This is a genomic window from Pseudomonas sp. 05T35 (assembly GCF_056396605.1).
This window is the reverse complement of record NZ_JBFTLU010000084.1, coordinates 1-17,063: the sequence shown is the minus strand read 5'-3', so window position 1 is coordinate 17,063 and position 17,063 is coordinate 1. Positions and strand designations below refer to the sequence as shown.

General features: G+C 61.0%; 15 protein-coding genes and 1 pseudogene. 6 read left to right on the top strand and 10 right to left on the bottom strand.

Annotation, left to right across the window (positions count from 1 at the left end):
* From AC1DH9_RS09165 to AC1DH9_RS09155, 3 genes are all read right to left on the bottom strand, one after another.
* Positions 1–1,243: amidohydrolase (locus AC1DH9_RS09165; protein ID WP_477808072.1), on the bottom strand; the 1,243-nt coding region annotated here is incomplete at its 3' end.
* On the bottom strand, positions 1,240–1,875 hold the full coding sequence (locus tag AC1DH9_RS09160; RefSeq protein ID WP_427538514.1) for a putative antibiotic biosynthesis monooxygenase: 636 nt from the start codon (positions 1,873–1,875) through the stop codon (positions 1,240–1,242). The genes AC1DH9_RS09160 and AC1DH9_RS09165, both read right to left, overlap by 4 nt.
* Positions 1,876–2,223: 348 nt before the next feature.
* Positions 2,224–3,147 carry a LysR substrate-binding domain-containing protein gene (locus AC1DH9_RS09155; protein WP_477808071.1) on the bottom strand — a complete coding sequence of 308 codons (924 nt, stop codon included), beginning with the start codon at positions 3,145–3,147 and terminating at the stop codon, positions 2,224–2,226.
* Positions 3,148–3,374: 227 nt separating this feature from the next.
* On the opposite strand from AC1DH9_RS09155, the gene AC1DH9_RS09150 reads away from it, so the two are divergent.
* Positions 3,375–3,836: a helix-turn-helix domain-containing protein gene (locus AC1DH9_RS09150; protein ID WP_427538508.1), complete on the top strand. Its 462-nt coding sequence runs from the start codon at positions 3,375–3,377 to the stop codon at positions 3,834–3,836.
* Positions 3,837–3,869: 33 nt separating this feature from the next.
* On the opposite strand, the pseudogene AC1DH9_RS09145 reads toward AC1DH9_RS09150, so the two are convergent.
* A pseudogene (locus AC1DH9_RS09145) lies at positions 3,870–4,537 on the bottom strand (alpha/beta fold hydrolase).
* A 41-nt stretch (positions 4,538–4,578) separates the two neighbouring features.
* Entirely contained in the window at positions 4,579–5,154 is a 576-nt protein-coding gene (locus AC1DH9_RS09140; RefSeq protein ID WP_427538502.1) for a flavodoxin family protein, read from the bottom strand.
* 333 nt (positions 5,155–5,487) lie between these two features.
* Here AC1DH9_RS09140 and AC1DH9_RS09135 point away from each other — a divergent pair, with 333 nt between their 5' ends.
* Positions 5,488–8,283, top strand: a complete 2,796-nt coding sequence (locus AC1DH9_RS09135; RefSeq protein ID WP_477808070.1) for an ATP-binding protein — start codon at positions 5,488–5,490, stop codon at positions 8,281–8,283.
* Here AC1DH9_RS09135 and AC1DH9_RS09130 read toward each other — a convergent pair.
* Both AC1DH9_RS09130 and AC1DH9_RS09125 read right to left on the bottom strand, forming a co-directional pair.
* Positions 8,230–9,726, bottom strand: a complete 1,497-nt coding sequence (locus tag AC1DH9_RS09130) for an ATP-binding protein (protein WP_427538496.1) — start codon at positions 9,724–9,726, stop codon at positions 8,230–8,232. The genes AC1DH9_RS09135 and AC1DH9_RS09130 overlap by 54 nt on opposite strands.
* A gap of 186 nt (positions 9,727–9,912) precedes the next feature.
* The gene (locus AC1DH9_RS09125) at positions 9,913–10,863 is read right to left on the bottom strand and encodes a GlxA family transcriptional regulator (protein WP_477808069.1); all 951 of its coding nucleotides are present in this window, start codon (positions 10,861–10,863) and stop codon (positions 9,913–9,915) included.
* Positions 10,864–11,078: 215 nt separating this feature from the next.
* Between AC1DH9_RS09125 and AC1DH9_RS09120 the strand changes: the two genes are divergently transcribed.
* The gene (locus tag AC1DH9_RS09120) at positions 11,079–11,801 is read left to right on the top strand and encodes a pirin family protein (RefSeq protein WP_427538490.1); all 723 of its coding nucleotides are present in this window, start codon (positions 11,079–11,081) and stop codon (positions 11,799–11,801) included.
* A gap of 95 nt (positions 11,802–11,896) precedes the next feature.
* On the opposite strand, the gene AC1DH9_RS09115 is transcribed toward AC1DH9_RS09120, so the two are convergent.
* The 3 genes from AC1DH9_RS09115 to AC1DH9_RS09105 all read right to left on the bottom strand — a co-directional run bounded on the left by AC1DH9_RS09115 (position 11,897) and on the right by AC1DH9_RS09105 (position 14,681).
* Positions 11,897–12,304 carry a thioredoxin domain-containing protein gene (locus tag AC1DH9_RS09115; protein WP_477808068.1) on the bottom strand — a complete coding sequence of 136 codons (408 nt, stop codon included), beginning with the start codon at positions 12,302–12,304 and terminating at the stop codon, positions 11,897–11,899.
* A 64-nt stretch (positions 12,305–12,368) separates the two neighbouring features.
* Positions 12,369–13,268, bottom strand: coding sequence for a LysR family transcriptional regulator (locus tag AC1DH9_RS09110; RefSeq protein ID WP_427538484.1), 900 nt, complete (start codon positions 13,266–13,268; stop codon positions 12,369–12,371).
* Between the two features lie 198 nt (positions 13,269–13,466).
* The gene (locus AC1DH9_RS09105; RefSeq protein ID WP_427538481.1) at positions 13,467–14,681 is read right to left on the bottom strand and encodes an MFS transporter; all 1,215 of its coding nucleotides are present in this window, start codon (positions 14,679–14,681) and stop codon (positions 13,467–13,469) included.
* 230 nt (positions 14,682–14,911) lie between these two features.
* On the opposite strand from AC1DH9_RS09105, the gene AC1DH9_RS09100 reads away from it, so the two are divergent.
* The 3 genes from AC1DH9_RS09100 to AC1DH9_RS09090 all read left to right on the top strand — a co-directional run.
* Complete coding sequence (locus AC1DH9_RS09100; protein WP_427538478.1) at positions 14,912–16,177, top strand: c-type cytochrome; 1,266 nt, start codon at positions 14,912–14,914, stop codon at positions 16,175–16,177.
* Positions 16,174–16,647 (top strand): (2Fe-2S)-binding protein, encoded by a 474-nt coding sequence (locus tag AC1DH9_RS09095; protein WP_427538475.1) that lies wholly within the window; start codon positions 16,174–16,176, stop codon positions 16,645–16,647. The genes AC1DH9_RS09100 and AC1DH9_RS09095 overlap by 4 nt, the downstream gene beginning before the upstream one ends.
* On the top strand, positions 16,644–17,063 hold a 420-nt coding region (locus AC1DH9_RS09090; protein WP_477808067.1), incomplete at its 3' end, for a molybdopterin cofactor-binding domain-containing protein. The genes AC1DH9_RS09095 and AC1DH9_RS09090, both read left to right, overlap by 4 nt.

Genomic DNA, 17,063 nt, shown 5'->3' with positions numbered 1-17,063 from the left:
ACTTGATCGCTTCTTCCTCGACGCTGAAGAAGTCCGCGCTCAACGCTGCCAGGTCCGCCAGTTGCCCGACCTTGATCTGGCCCTTCTTGCCCTGTTCGGACGAGAACCAGGCGCTGCCGTGGGTGAACAGTTCCAGCGCAGTGGTGCGCGGCAAGCCTTCCTCGTACAACGCCAGACCACCGACGGTGCGGCCGCTGACCATCCAGTACAGCGAGGTCCACGGGTTGTAGCTGGAAACGCGTGTGGCATCGGTGCCCGCGCCGACCGGCACACCCTCGGCGAGCATGCGTTTGATCGGCGGGGTGTGCTCGGCGGCTTTGCTGCCGTAACGGTCGACGAAGTATTCCCCCTGGAACGCCATGCGGTCCTGAATCGCGATGCCGCCACCCAGCGCCTTCACCCGCTCGATGTTTTGCGGGGTGATGGTTTCGGCGTGGTCGAAGAACCATGGCAAACCGTTGAACGGAATGTCGCGATTGACCTTCTCGAACACATCGAGCATACGGCTGATGGATTCGTTGTAAGTGGCGTGCAGGCGGAACGGCCAGCGTTGCTCGACCAAGTGGCGAACCACCGGTTCCAGTTCCTCTTCCATGGTCTGCGGCAGGTCCGGACGCGGTTCGAGGAAGTCCTCGAAATCCGCCGCCGAAAACACCAGCATTTCACCGGCGCCGTTGTGCCGCAGGTAATCGTCGCCCTGATGCAGGGTGACGCTGCTGGTCCAGTTCTTGAAGTCGGTCAGCTCTTCCTTGGGCTTCTGGGTAAACAGGTTATAAGCAATGCGAATCGTCAGTTGCTGGTCCTTGGCCAACTGCTCGATCACTGCGTAATCGTCCGGGTAATTCTGGAAACCACCGCCCGCATCGATGGCGCTGGTCAAGCCCAGGCGATTGAGTTCACGCATGAACTGACGGGTTGAGTTGACCTGATAGTCCAGCGGCAACTTCGGCCCTTTGGCCAGGGTCGAGTAAAGAATCATCGCGTTCGGACGGGCCACCAACATGCCGGTCTTGTAGTTCAAGCCACCCCGAATCAGGTGCAAGTGCGAGTCGTTGAGCCCAGGGATGACGCAGCGGCCCTTGAGGTCAATCACCTGGGTGCCCGAACCGCGCAGGGCCATGGCCTCGGCATCGGTACCCACCGTGACGAAGCGGCCGTTGGTGATCGCGACCGCACTGGCAAGGGGTTTTTCTCGGTCAACGGTATGAAACTGGCCATTGAATAGAATCAGATCGGCGTTCATTGGTTTTCCTCAGGCAGAGTGGAATGAGGTTGTCCGGCTTTCAGCCACGGCGCGAACAGACGCGTCGCCCTGGGCATGAACAGGTACACCACCGAAACCACAATGGTCACGGTGATCAGAAAAGTGGCAACCACGTAATTGGACAGAAAGGCGTTGAGCTTGAGCAGCGGGCCCCAGATCAGCGGCACCAGCAAGGTATGCGGCAGAATCACCAGCAGCGTCACCACGGCCTGTTTCCAGCGCGGCGGTGGCGAACCGGCATCGTCCTGTGGCGCGAACCAGAACTCCTTGACCGGGTTGACCTCAGTCTGGTCCCCATCCGCCAGCATCGGCTCGGCTTCGTTGACCAGCTCCAGCCGTTGCGGCGAATCGAGCCAGCGCTGCATCGCCTCGGTAGAGCAAAAACGCAGCACGCAGGTAAACATGTCCAGGCCGGCGCTCTTGCCGCGAATCACATCCACCCCCAAATGCCCCTCGCTCTGCCCGGCAATACCGACAATCCGCCGCAGCCAGGCTTCATAGGGCACTTCAAAACCGGCCTTGACCCGGTGTTTGACGACCAGGGTCACAACTTCTTCGAAGCCGCGCACCGGGTGGGTGGTTGCAGGGTCGAGTCGATTGGAATCAGGCATAACGAAAGGCTCCGGCGAAACGGAAACTGTGCGCAAGCACACGTGAAAACCAGCGGCGTTGATGCGCCAGGACTTGGTTCGATAATGCCGGTGTGAGGGAGGGGAAAATTGAACGTATGTGCTCTCTTTGCGAGCGGACTTGAGCCTGACACTTTCCTGTGGCGAGCGAGCTTGCTCGCGCCGACCGGTCTGCGCTCGGGCGCGGCAGTCGTGGAACCGGCTGTCGTGTTCTACCTGATGAATCCCGGTGGCTGGTTTTGGGGCCGCTTCGCGCCCCAGCGGGAGCAAGCTCCCTCGCCACAGCAAGCTTGCTTGCCACAGAAGCGAAATCTGGCTGAAGTTTTTCCGCTATGAAGCTGGGATATTCAGCGGCTCGGACATGAACTGAGTAATCCGCGAGCGCAACCATCGCTCCGCCGGATCATTGTCGTGCACCCCGCTCCAGGCCATCGACAACTGTGCCTTATCGATGGGAAACGGCGGATCTTCGGCCCTCAAGGCGCAGCCTTCGACCAGCGCGCAGGCGGCGTAGTCGGGAACGGTAGCGATCATTTCAGTCCCGGCGAGCAACGCCCGCAACCCACTGAACTGCGGCACCCCCAACACCACCCGTCGGGTGCGACCCACCTTGGCCAGATCAAGATCAATGTTGCCGCTCAAATCCCCCGAGAACGACACCATCGCATGGGGCCGCTCACAGTACTCATCCAGCGTCAGCGCTCCAGGCCGGTTGTCTGCGCGCAGCACTTTGCAAGGGATATCCCGCAGTTTCTTGCGTTTGGCATTGGCCGGCAGTTCGGTGGTGTAACTGACTCCGACTGAAATTTCCCCGGATGCCAGCAACGCAGGCATCAGCAGGTAATTAGCCCGGCGCACCACCACAATGATCCCCGGCGCCTCCTCCCGCAGGTGGCTTAACAGCGACGGAAACAAGCCAAACTCGGCGTCATCCGACAGACCAATGCGAAACACATCACAACTGGTAGCCGGATCAAACTCCCTGGCCCGGCTGACCGCCCCGGAGATGGTGTCCATCGCCGGTTGCAGCTCCTTGAGARTCGCCTGCGCCCGTGCCGTCGGCTCCATGCCGCGACCGTTGCGCAGCAACAGCGGATCGTCGAACAGATCACGCAACCGCCCCAATGCAGCGCTCACGGCAGGCTGCCCCATAAAGAGTTTTTCGGCGACCCGGGTCAGATTCTTTTCGAACATCAGAGCCTCGAAAATCACCAGCAGGTTCATATCGACGCGGCGTAGATCGTTACGGTTCATAGGTACGGTTCCATGGTGTTTTTTTCAGCCTGGCAAAGGCTTTTGGACTTTACTCAATCATGGGTTTGCTCGCGCTGTTAACCGGAGGAATTAACAACGTTTAACTCGCAAGCCAAAGCCCTGCGACCAACAATCAAGCCTTCTACGCAAACCTGTTATTCCAAAAGGGATGGTGCTGACCCACCGTGCAGTGCGCCAGCGCATTCCCACCGACCCGGACATTTGCCATGGCCCACGTTCAGCACAACGCCGCCGCATCAGCCACGCAAACGCGAAAAGCCACCACTGGCGGCCTCAGCCCCTGGCGGGAAAGCCTGGTCAAGCAATTGATCCTCGAGCGCCTCAGCGAAACCCTGGAAGTCACCGAACTGGCCCGGGCCTGCGCGATGTCACGCAGTCATTTCTCCCGCACCTTCAAGTGCAGCACGGGCCTGTCCCCCCAGGACTGGATTCGTTGCCAGCGCATCGCCCGGGCCAAGCAACTGATCCAGAACACCGACATGACCCTGACGCAAATCAGCCTGGAATGCGGCTTCTGCGACCAGGCGCACTTCTGCCACATTTTCACCCGCAGCGAAGGCATCACGCCTTTCGCCTGGCGCTGTCAGGCGGTGCGTGCCCTACCCTCTCTCAACAGCAAAAGATCGCAGCCTGCGCCAGCCCCTACGGGTGTGCAGATATCCGCGTAGGAGCTGGCGCAGCCTGCAATCTCCTGATTTTTATCAGGCCTTGAGGAACGCCAGCAGATCGGCGTTCAGCTGATCCTTGTGGGTGTCGGTCAGGCCATGAGGCGCGCCTGGATAGACCAGCAGTTTCGAACCCTTGACCAATTTGGCCGAGGCGATGCCGGCGGCTTCGATCGGCACGATCTGGTCAGCGTCGCCATGCACCACCAGGGTCGGCACGTCGAACCTTTTCAGGTCTTCGGTGAAGTCGGTTTCGGAGAACGCCTTGATGCAGTCGTAGGCGCTCTTGTGACCAGCGGTCATGCCCTGCATCCAGAACCAGTCGATCATGCCCTGGGAAGGTTTGGCACCCGGTTTGTTGAAACCAAAGAACGGCCCGCTGGCGACGTCTTTGTACAGCTGCGAACGGTCCGCCAGGGACGCCTGACGCAGACCGTCGAACACGTCCATCGGCAGGCCGCCGGGATTGGCTTCGGTCTTGAGCATCAACGGCGGTACCGCGGAAATCAACCCGGAGGGCTGGAGCGACCGTGACCACGGCGGTCATGGGCGATGACCCGGTAGCCCTTGGACGCCAGGAAGATCATCTGTGATTCCCAGCTGTCGGCATTCAGCGGCCAGCCGTGGCTGAAGACGATGGGCTGGCCGGTGCCCCAGTCCTTGTAGTAAATCTCGGTACCGTCGCGGGTGGTAAATGTGCTCATGGCGATTGCTCCTTAATTAAGGCGTGGTGTGTGTGGGTGAATCAATTCGATGGATGGCCCATTCGTTCGGCCAGACGCGCTACCCGCTCGCCCAGGTGCGCGGCGGTGCAGCGATCTTCGGGAGGTGGCGCATGGTCCGGGGACTGTTCGACATTCGACTGGGCCATGACCCCCAGGGAACTGCCCAGGCGATTCAATTGCCCGTCAAACATGCCAACGCTGGAGCGCGCCGGCAGCAGGTCGAGGCCGACCCAGATCATTGAGTGCTGAGCGGCGAACACGGCCATCTGCAGCAAGGTGTTGAGCTTGTCGCCGCACAGACAGCCGGAGTTGGTGAACCCGGCGGCCAATTTGTCGCGCCAGGGCTGCGCCAGGTAGAACGACGCAGTAGCCTCCATGAAGCCCTTGAACGACGCCGATGCGCTGCCCATGTACGTCGGAGCACCGAAGATGATCGCGTCGGCGCGGTGCAAGCGGTCCCAGTGCCCATCCACTTCCTCGACCGGAATCAGTTGGCAGGTACTGCCCAGGTGCCGCTCCACCCCCTGAGCCACAGCTTCGGCGATGACCCGCGTATGACCATAACCGCTGTGATAGACCACTACCACGTCGCTCATTCCGTCATCCTCCTGAAGTGTTCATCCCTTTTACTGCTCAAAGCACGAAGACCGGCGCCTTCGGTTGATGGACTGGAAGTAGTGTATTTTTGGGTGTAAACAGGGCGCAGGACGAGTTAAACGTTGTTAATTTTCAACGGGGCGCCTAAAGCCGCGACTCAGCCATTTGCCACCGCCGCGCCCAGTAAATACAGCGCCTGCGAATGGTGCCGCAAACGCTGCATACACTGCACACGCAGGACAGTCGCTCGGTCACTGCGTTGCGTTGACGAAAAAATCTGAAGAACATGCTCGAATACCGCGTGATTGAAGGACGCAAGCAGGAGTGACCCGTTGACCCTTTCCCCCGAACAGGCTGTGCATTTCGGCCCTTACCGGGTCTACCCCGGACAACGTCTGGTGCTGGAGGCCGACCAGCCCTTGCGCCTGGGTCGGCGCGCCATGGACATTCTGCTGATCCTGCTGGAGCACGCAGGGAATGTCGTCAGCAAGCAGCAATTGATCGCGCAGGTCTGGCCCAAAAGCGTAGTCGAAGACATCAATTTGCGAGTGCACATCGCGGCGCTGCGCAAAGCCCTCGGCGACGGTCAAGCCGGCCAGCGCTACATCGTCACCGTGGCCCAGCGTGGTTACAGCTTTGTCGCGCCGTACTCGCTGGAGCACATCGAGCAACGTCCGCCGAGCAGCAGCCACGAGCAGAGCGCTCATAACCTGCCCATTCGTCGGGCTCGCATGATTGGTCGCCAGGCCTTGGTCGACAGTCTGGTGACGCACTTGCCACGCCAACGCTTCATCACCCTTGTCGGCCCAGGCGGTATCGGCAAGACCACAGTGGCACTGCGCGTCGCCGAACAACTGATCGGTCGCTACCGGGACGGCATTCGCCTGCTGGACCTGGCCCCGATCAGCGACCCGTTGATGATCGCCACCCACCTGGCGACACTGCTGGACCTGTCGTTGCACGACACTGAACCGATGAACTGTCTCACGACCTTCCTGCGCGAGCGGCAAATGCTGCTGGTCATCGACAACTGCGAGCATCTGATCGACGCCATCGCGTTACTCAGCGAAAGCATCCTTCGTGGCGCGCCCGATGTGCACATTCTGGCCACCAGTCGCGAGAGCCTGCGGGTCGAAGGCGAATTCGTTCAGCGCCTGGAGTCCCTGGACTGCCCACCGCCCATTGCCGCGCTGGACCGCTCCCAGGCCTTGGCCTTTTCGGCTGTGCAATTGTTCGTCGAACGAGCGATGGCCAGCCATGACAGTTTCGAACTGACCGATGACGAGCTGCCTCTGGCGATCGAGATTTGCCGCCGCCTGGACGGTATTCCTTTGGCGATCGAACTGGCCGCAGCGCAAGTGAACAGCCTTGGCCTGAGTGGATTGCTGACGCAACTGCAAGGCAGTTTTCGTCTGCTCACACAGGGCTGTCAGACGACGCTGGGACGGCATCAGACCCTGCGCGCAACACTCGACTGGAGCTTCGAGCTGCTGAGTACCTGTGAGCAAATCTGCTTGCGCCGACTGGGTGTGTTCAGGGGCGGTTTCACGCTGGAATCGGCGGCCTCGGTGATTGTCGGCGAACACATCGAGCCCGGCGAGGTGTTCGGCTCGATTACGCAACTGGTGGCCAAGTCACTGCTGAACGTGGAGGTCGGCGACGAGCAGGTGTTCTACCGCCTGCTCGACACCACCCGCAGCTATGCCCTGGAAAAACTCGACCAGGCCAATGATTTGCCAGACACCCTGGAGCGCCACGCCGAGTGCTGCCTGGCCTTGATGCATCAGGCCCAGAACGACTGGGAGCGCATCCAGACCGATGTATGGATCGAGCGTTACGCCCGCAGTCTGGAAGACATCCGCTCGGCCCTCGACTGGGGCTTGAACGCTCATGGGCCGCAGGCTGTGGCGATCCGACTGGCTTCGGTTTCGACGCCACTCTGGCAGGAACTGTCGCTGCTCAAGGAACACGGCGTGTACGTGCGCAAGGCCCTGGCGCTGCTCGAATTGACGCCCGAGCCCTGCCCTCGTCTGAAAATGGCCCTCAAGCTCGCCCTCGGCAGCTCCTGCTACCACACCCAAGGCGGCACCGCCGAAACCGTCGAAGCCTTTGTGAGCGCCAGAACCCTGGCCGAACACTGCAACGACGTGGCCGGTCAGCTCAGGGCCGTGTCCGGGCACATGGCGGTCAACCTCAGTTGCGGCAACTATCTAACGGCCCTGGAGCAGAGCCTGCAATTCGACCGTCTGGGTGTGCAAGGCAACGCCGCTGTGTCCCTGAGTACACACCGTTTGCAGGTGCTGGCCCTGCACTTTGCCGGGGATCAGCAACGCGCACGGGAGAATGCTGAACAGGTCATTCAGCGCATGACCCAGAGTGGTCACCTCAATCGCTTCACCCACGGCTTTGGCGTCCAGTACGACCAGAGCGTCGCCGCCCTGACCATTCTCGCGCGGATCCTCTGGCTGCAAGGCCATCCGGAAAAGGCCTGGAGCACCGCGCGCCAAGCCCTGGACATCGCGCTCCAGATCGACCACGGCACGTCCATCTGCTACACGCTGGCACTGTCCGGTTGCCTGATCGCCCACTACAACGGCGACACTCAAATTGCCCGCGAGCTCTTGCGCCTGCTGCTCGAACAAGCACAAAAACATTCGGTGCTGCTCTTCTACAACTGGGCCCGGCACTACGCGCAGGTGATCGATGGCGATAACGCACATTCGAACCCGCAACCCGGAGCCGGGCTGATCAAGGAAATCATGGTTACCCTGGATACCGGTTTCGTCGATGACGCATTGCTGGCACGTGCCGAAAACGGCGCTGCGGGTTGGAGCACGGCGGAAATCCTCCGGGCCAGAGCGAATGCTCTGCTTGCAGAAAACAGCCAGAGTGCAGCCGAGACCGTGCTGCTCAAAGCGCTGGGAGTGGCAAAAGCCCAGGGTGCTCTGGCGTGGGAGCTGCGCACTGCCACATCACTGGCCGAGCTTYGGCAGCGTCAAGGCCGCCTCCAACAAGCCCATGACCTGCTGGCGCCAATCTACAACCGCTTCACCGAAGGCTTTGCCACACCAGACCTAAGCAAAGTCCGCCGTCTGCTCGACGAGCTGCAACGACACCGGCCGTCCTGAACCCCAGCGTGCCCGGTTGTTGTAGCGGGCATAACGCATTTCAAACACTCGCTGCAGTCCGCTCAGTTCAAGCTTTTCCAGTACGTAAGTGCGGGTAGTGTTGAGAAACCGGTAACGGGTCATGCCATTGCTGTGTTCAACCGACAACAGTGATTTCAGCACCAGCCGCTCCATCACCTCCACCAGACTGGTGGACCGCAGCACCGCACAACTGATGACACCGATGGCTGTGTCCAGAGTAAAAGCTGTTTTGAACACCGCCAGCCCCTGCAGCACGGTCTGCTCCAGCGGGCTCAGCCGCTGGTAGCTCCAGTCCAGCGCGGCCTTGAGCGTCTGATGCCGTGGCACGGCAGTGCGCCGGCCTTGGGTCAGCAGTTGAAAACAGTTGTCCAGTTGTGCTCGCAGCCCAACCAGTGCCAGCGCATCGATCTGCGCCGCTGCCAGTTCGATGGCCAGGGGCAGACCGTCGAGGCGCCGACAGATTTCCCGCACAGCCTTGAGGTCCTGTTCACGCAGAGCAAACCCTTGTTGGCGGGCACGGGCACGGCTGACAAACAGCTGCACCGCCGAATAACTCATAACCTCACTGACACTCTCCAGCGCCGACATCGGCGGCACCGCCAGGGCTGGCAATCGCTGGACCGTTTCCCGCTCCGCCCGCAGCGGTTCGCGGCTGGTGACCAGGATCGATAACCGTGGTGCCGAAACCAATAGGCCCTCCACCAGCGAACGGCAACGTTCGAGCTCGTGCTCGCAATTGTCGAGCACCAGCAATGCATGCCGTGGCGCCAGTGCATCCACGCCAATGTCCAGTTCAAGGGTCTGGCTCAGATAATCGACGAGCCGCGCGGGGTCATCGATTGCCGCCAGATCAACGATCCAGACGCCATCGCGATAGTGCGGCAACAGCAGTTCGGCCACGCGCAAGGCCACCGTGGTCTTGCCGATGCCAGCGGGGCCGACCAAGGTCATGAAACGGCGAACCGGCAACTGCCGGACCAGACTACCAACGATCGAATCTCGGCCGATCACTGGTGTGATTCGGGTCGGCAGGTTGTGCCGGGGCTGCTGAACGGTCTCGATCGAAACCAGCATCTCGTCCGACTCGCGCTGCACTGGGGCGATGAAGCTATAACCGCGCTGGGGAATATTAACGATGTAGCATCGCCCGTTCTGGCCGTCACCGAGGGCTCGACGCAGCGCAGCGATGTGCACGCGCAGGTTGATCTCCTCGACCACCGAAGTCGGCCAGACGTGGGCTATCAGTTCGTCCTTGCTGACCACGTTGCCCGCGCGCTCGACCAGTACCTGGAGGATATCCAGTGCCCGTCCGCCCATACGCAGCGGCCGATCACCTTCCAGGACCAACCGTTGACTCGGGTGGAACGTGTAGGGGCCGAACCGCAGTACCGTATCGCTATTTAAATCTCTGAGTCTGTTCATGCACATTCACGTGCTGAAAACCTGGCCCGGCTCAAGGTACTGCATCATCCATTGCACGAGTTCGCCCAGGCTCCCGCACCTCCGCTGCCAAGAGTCCACGAGTATCTTGGCAGGCATGGGTGACGGTACAACGGCGATGGAGGGAGCGTCACGGCCATCGCGGTGCGCTGGACGGACATGAACGCTTTAGCTGAATTGTTCGCGGTACTGGGCAGGAGTCAGACCCAGTTTTTCACTGAACAGAAAACGCATGTGCCGCACACTGCCGAAGCCGCTCTTGTAGGCGACGGTCTTGAGCGGCAGGTCACCGGTTTCCAGCAGGTTCCTGGCACAATCGATGCGCGCGCTTTGCAGAAACTCCATTGGCGTCATATTCACTTCACGGGCAAACACCCGAGCGAAATGCCGCGCACTCATGTTTGCCAGACTGGCCATGCGCTCGACGCTAAAGGCTTCATCAAGGTGTTCGAGCACATGATTCTGCACCCGGGTCACCGGCGTTTCCTGTGGCGCCACCGCACTCATCAACGGGCTGACCTGCGCCTGTCCGCCCTGGCGTTTCATCACCACCAGCAACACCTTGGCCACGTCCTGGGCGATTTTCTTGCCGTGATCCTGAGCGACCACCGCCAGTGCCAGGTCGATGCCGGCGGTGACCCCGCCAGAGCTGATCAGGTTACGATCCTGGACGTAAATCTGATCGGTCTTCACCGTCGCCTTGGGGAAGGCTCGAATCAACCGCTCCGTGTAATGCCAGTGAGTCGTCACCCGATAACCATCCAGCAAACCGGCATGCCCCAATATGAACGCCCCCGTGCAGATCGAGCCGTAACAGGCCACCCGGCTGACGGCGCCCTGAAGCCAGGCGAGCAGAGGCGGATGTTTTTCGTTGTAGGCCCCCGGGCCGCCCGGTACCAGCAACAGGTCATAGCCTTCGCACGCCTGATCGATATGCACATCCGCCTGGACGCTGACACCGTTGGAAGCTCGCAGCAAGCCATGCTCGGTGCCGATCATCGACAGCTGATAACGGTCGCCCGGCTCCAGATAACGGTTAGCGATGGAAAACACCTCCATGGGCCCGGCCATATCAAGCAGGAGAAAGTCTGGAAACAGCACCATTGCCACGGTTTTCATGGGTTGGAATTCACTGATATCAAAGAAATAGGAAACGTAGCGTCAGCGCTGAACATTATGGCCATTTGTAACAACAAGAATACATGAACCCGCTCACATAACTGTCAACCTGAACGAGACAGTATTTCAATTTCCATCTACTTATTGCACCAACCGGTAAACATTAACCTTCTCCTCACTCGGACGAACTCTCGTCCCAAACAGGAGATTTCATCATGCTGACCCTTCGCAAAGCCTCTGATCGCGGCGCGGCCAATCACGGCTGGTTGAAGTCGTTCCATACCTTTTCCTTTGCCAACTACCGCAATCCGCGGGAGCAGGGTTTTTCCGACCTGCTGGTGATCAACGATGACCGCGTGGCAGCCGGTAAAGGCTTTGGCCAACACCCGCACCGGGACATGGAGATTTTCTCCTATGTGCTCGAGGGTGCCCTGGAACACAAGGACACTTTAGGCACAGGTTCGGTGATCCGCCCCGGCGACGTGCAATTGATGAGCGCCGGCAGTGGCGTGGCCCACAGTGAATACAATCACTCCGCGACCCGGCCGGTGCACTTCCTGCAAATCTGGATCGTACCGGACGTCAGCGGCGCCAAACCGCGTTATCAGCAAGAGCACTTCAGCACGCAGAAGAAACGTGGCCGCCTGCAACTGATCATATCCCCCGATGGGGCCAACGGTTCGCTGCGGGTGCGTCAGGATGCCCGGGTCTATGCCGGCCTGATCGACGGCAAGGAAACCGCCAGCCTCACGCTCGCCGCCAATCGCTACGCCTATGTGCATGTGGCCCGGGGCAAGGTCGAACTCAACGGCGTGCAGTTGCAGGAAGGTGATGGCGTGCGGGTTCGCGATGAACAGGCGTTGACCTTGAGCAATGGCGTGGATGCCGAAGTGCTGGTGTTCGATTTGCGTCCTCAAGAACTGCCAGAAATGCCTTGACCGTAACGTGCCTGGGGGCCTGCGCCCCCGGGCTTGATTGGCTGGCTAGGGTTGCTGCTGGCTATCGTTTTGGATATCGCTGCACGCCGGTTACGCTAACGCACTTCGCCCACCGCTGCGGCGGTGGGCTGGGCACCCGATACCAGAGTGTCGCCGATACGAAGCACCGGCAGCACCCCTCCATACCAATCCGCCGCGTCACGTTTGYATCGCTGCACCGCCACCACTCCTTCGCCGCTGCGCAGATAATCGAGCAACCATTGCTGCTGGACCTTGCTGTCCCCACCCAGCTGCGCGAGAACCCGCACATCCTCGATATCGCGACCCTCGCAGAAACAGGCTCGGAAGATGCGCCTGAACAGACCGGCACAGTCACCGCCGCGTGCGGCCCGCTCCAGCATTAAGCTGTGCGCCGGGTCGGTATCGACCAGGCGCTCGATTCGGTCGAAGGCGAAACGCAAACCCATCACCTGGCCGGCCTGGGTGATTTCCGCTTCGAACATCCGCTACGCGACAGGCTGCCGAACATGACGCGCAACGCTGTTTTGTCGAATACCTGAGTGGTGCTCAGGAAGCGAGGATTTCCTCGAGGAACTCAATGAACACATTGATGCGACTGGAGCCGCGGTGGTTGGGCAGATACAGCGCGTTGATGCAGCTGCTGGCGGTGCCGGGATTGACTTCATACTGTTCCAGCACGCGGGTAAGACGGCCTTGGCCGACATCGTCACGCACCAGCCAGTCGGCCAGTAGCGCCACTCCGCCACCGGCCAGCGCCGCCTCGCGCAGGATATCGGCGTTGTTGCTCTGCAATCGCCCCTGCACACTCAGGCGCAGGGTGTCTTCGTCACCCCGGAATGTCCAATCGTGGTGCTCCGCGCCATAGTCAAAACGCAGGCACTGATGTCCCAGCAGGTCACTCGGGTGGCGCGGCAGACCGGTACGTTTCAGATACTCGGGACTGGCCACCACCCAACGCTTAAAGTCACCGATCTTCTTGCTGACGATGTCATCGCTGACCACCGAAGAACCGAGACGCACAGACACATCGATTCGCTCGCTGATCAGATCACTGACCCGGTCGCTCAACGACAGGCTGATCTCCAGGCCCGGATAGCGCTCAAGCAAGCGTCCCAAGTGAGGCGCGATGATGCGCCGGCCGAACTCCACCGGAACGCTGGCACGCAGATGTCCCTGGACCTCGGTGCCACGGTCGGCGACGGTGGCATCGGCCTCGTCGACAGCCTCGAGAATCGCCACGGCCTTCTCGAAATAAGCCTGCCCCGCAACCGTGACACTGGTGTTGCGCGTGGTGCGATTAAGCAGGCTGGCGCCCAGTTCACTTTCCAGGCCCGCCACCTGCCGCGTCACCGAAGACGTAGAGAGGCCGAGCTTGCGCGCCGCTGATGAATAGCCGCCACAGCGCACGGTTTCAACAAACATTTTCAGCGCCAGCAACTTGTCCATCAGCCAATCCCGAGAGCGAAAAATCAAGCGAACTACTATGCCTGACCGCCATTGAGGTGTCTTGCATGGTTGTGCTCAAGCACGGGTGGGTGTGACTACAGAACTCCAGTGACAGGTCGCTGACACCCAGGGACATCCATTACCCTGCGGCGAGTCTCTCTTCTCTTCGACTTCGGCCTCGATAGTTCGCGACGGTGCTCACCCCTTGCGGTACTGATGGCTTAGAAACATAACCAGTGCCACGCCAGGAACCGCCGCAATCAAGGTTGCCGACAGGCTCCATCCAACCAGCTCGTAAAGGGGGCTGGCCACCAGCGATCCCAGGGCCCCACCGACAAAGATGCTGGTCATGTACACGGCATTCAAGCGTGCCCGGCTGTGCGGATCGATGGCGTATACCTCACGCTGTCCGAGCACCATGTTCAGTTGCACCGCAAAATCCAGCAGCACCGCACACGCCACCAGCCAAAGGTAGCCACTGCCCGGCAGAGCCCCGATCAGCAAGGAAACAGGCGCCAGCATCAACGCAACGAGCGTGCCGCGCTGGCCATGCCCCGCATCGGCCAGCCGGCCGGCAATCGGCGCCGCGATCGCACCAACGGCCCCCACCAGGGCAAACACCGCGACCTGCGCCTGGCTGAAGCCATGCTGGCGAATCAACTCAATAGGAACGATGGTCCAGAACAGGCTGAAGCTGGCGAACAACAACCCTTGATACAAGGAGCGCTCACGCAGGCTTGGATGGCGTCGCGCGAGCACAAATACCGAGCGGATCAACTCGCCATAAGAGGACTGATGTGTTGGCATGCGCCGTGGCAGGGCAACGGCCATGATGCAGGCGATCAATGCCATCAGGCCCGCGGCGCTGAAGAATACTCCGCGCCAACCGAATGCCTCCGACAACAGGCTCGACAGCGGGCGCGCCAACAGAATGCCCAGCAGCAGGCCGCTCATGATGTTTCCTACCACCCGCCCGCGGGTTTCTTCAGGTGCCATGTGCGCAGCCAACGGCACGAGAATCTGTACAGCCACGGAAGTGAGACCGATGAGCAATGACAGTGCCAGGAACAGCGAAGGCGACTGAGTGAAGCCGGCGCCGACCAGGCAAAGGCTCACCGCGAGTGTGAAACCCACCACCAGACGGCGGTTTTCCATCAGGTCGGCCAGCGGCACCAACAGGAGCAAACCCGCGGCGTAGCCAAACTGGGTCAGCGAAACAATCAGGCTGGCATGGGCGTTCGATAGACCGATTTGCGGAGCGATCAGCTCGACGATCGGCTGGGCATAGTAAAGGTTGGCGACGACGGCGCCACAACAGAAGGCCAACAAGGCCACCAGGGCGCCAGAGATTGACGCGGGCCGTTCACCCGTCACCGTCGTACTTGCCGTTGTTGCAACGTTACCGATGGGCATGATGAAACCTCATTTGCTTGGAGAAAGTTTCGGCAAGGCTAGACGCGACGTTCGCCAAGGAGAATCCACCGCTGGAGCAATTGAGCGATGCGTATGGCGCAACGACCCCAGCGTTGCCGATGGCGCAAAACGCCATTGCGCAGTTTGCTAATACCGCCGCCCGTCCCCCTTCTCTAACCTCGGCGAGATGAGTCCCTCGCGGGTTCCACGGACGAATGAAGGGTGACGTCATGAAAGCCAGGCAGCTGTGGGTGGGCGCTGTGGTGCTAGCTTCGGTAGGCGGGATATGCGCTGCGCTGTTGATGTGGCGCCCGGCGATCGTGCCGGCCAAACCGCCACAGCGTTTCGATTCCGCACAGGTGCAACAGGGTGCGCGGCTAGCCGAAGCCGGCGACTGCGCGGTCTGCCATACGCGTCCCGGTGGCCAACACCTGGCCGGTGGATTGGCGCTGGTGACACCGTTCGGCACGCTCTACAGCACCAATATCACTCCGGACGCCGAGACCGGTATTGGCCAATGGTCATTGCCGGCCTTTGAGCGGGCAATGCGCGAAGGAATCGCGCGCGATGGGCACTTGCTGTATCCCGCCTTCCCTTACGTGCACTACCGGCGCATGACGGATGGGGATATCGCGGATGTCTACGCGTATTTGATGAGCGGCCCCGCCGTGCGCTCGCCGGCCATACAGAACCGGATGAAATTCCCGATGAACATCCGGCCATTGGTGTCGTTCTGGAATCTGCTGTTCCTGCAGACAGAACCCTTGACGCCCGTGGCGCAGCAATCTGCAACCTGGAACCGCGGACGCTATCTGGTCGAAGGCCCTGGCCACTGCGCCGGCTGCCATTCTCCGCTCAACTTGCTAGGTGCCGAGAAACCCGCTCAGCACCTTGCAGGAGGGACGGTAGACGGATGGGAGGCGCCTTCTCTGCTGGGTATGGCCAACCGTGATTTTCCCTGGAGCAGCGAGCAGTTGGTGAGCTACTTGCGCGCTGAAGTGGTGGAGGGTCATGGCACCGCCGCGGGCTCGATGCGACCGGTCAGCCTCAGCCTGGCCAACCTGCCCGCCAGCGACGCCGAGGCCATTGCCGAATACCTGCTGAGCCTCAAGAACCCTGCCCCCACCCTACCCGCCTCAGCGATCACGCGCCCCACCGAGGTAGTCGGGCAGACGCCTGGGGCCCTGCTGTTCGAAGGCGCATGTGCGGGCTGCCATGGCCCGGCCGCGCCGATGCGAGAGATCGATGGACGCCCCGCTCTGGATCGGACATCAGCGCTGCATGCAGCGAGCGCGCGCAACTTTCTCAAGACAGTGCTCGAAGGTGTGCCAGCCACCCCAGGGCTTCCCGGACCGGTGATGCCGCCTTTCGCAGCCAGCCTGGATAACGACCAGCTTGCGGCGCTGGCATCGTTTGTTCGCGAGCAGGCCAAGCCTGGCCAGCCGTGGGCAGATCTTTCTTCCACCCTTCACGAGTTACGCCAGGAGGCGCAATGACCCAGATGACCCTCAACGTCAACGGCTCGCCCCATTCGCTGGAGCTGGAGCCCGACATGCCGTTGCTGTATGCGCTGCGCAATCACCTGGGGCTTAACGGCGCCAAGTACGGCTGCGGTTTGGGACAGTGCGGTGCCTGCACTGTGCTGGTGGATGACCAGCCGGTCTTTTCCTGCCTGACACCCTGCACGGGCCTGGAAGGCAAGCACATCCGTACGGTCGAGAGCCTGGGTACGGCAGAGCGCCCAGGTCCTTTGCAAAAGGCCTTTATCGAGACGCAGGCCGCTCAATGCGGTTACTGCATCGCCGGCATGCTGATGCGCGCCCAGGCGTTGCTTGAGCGCACTCCTCATCCGGACGAACACACCATTCGCGAGCATATGGCGACCAACCTGTGCCGCTGCGGAACTCACTTGCGGATCATCGACGCCATCAGCCGTGTTGCCAGACCAGACAGGAGCGCCACATGACACTTCACCATGAAGTCGATCAGGGGCGCCGCGCTTTTCTGCGCGCAGGAGCGCTGGTACTGACATTCACTCTGGTACCGGCGGCGCGTCATGCGCTGGCCGATAGCGAAGTCGATACGCTCGGCACGGTCGTGCTGGCGCCCGACCTCCCTGGAAGCCTGCGTACCAATCCCTACCTCGATGCCTGGATCCGCGTCGGTGCCGAAGGCATCACTGTCTACACCGGCAAGGTTGAATTGGGTACGGGGGTGAAAACGGCCCTTCTGCAAATTGCCGCGGAACGCCTGGATATCTCGCCCACCGCGATCCATCTGCTCACCGCGGATACCGCCCTGACACCCAACGAAGGTTATACAGCCGGCAGCCACAGTATTTTCGACAGCGGCACCGCCTTGTTCAACGCAGCGGCTCAGGTT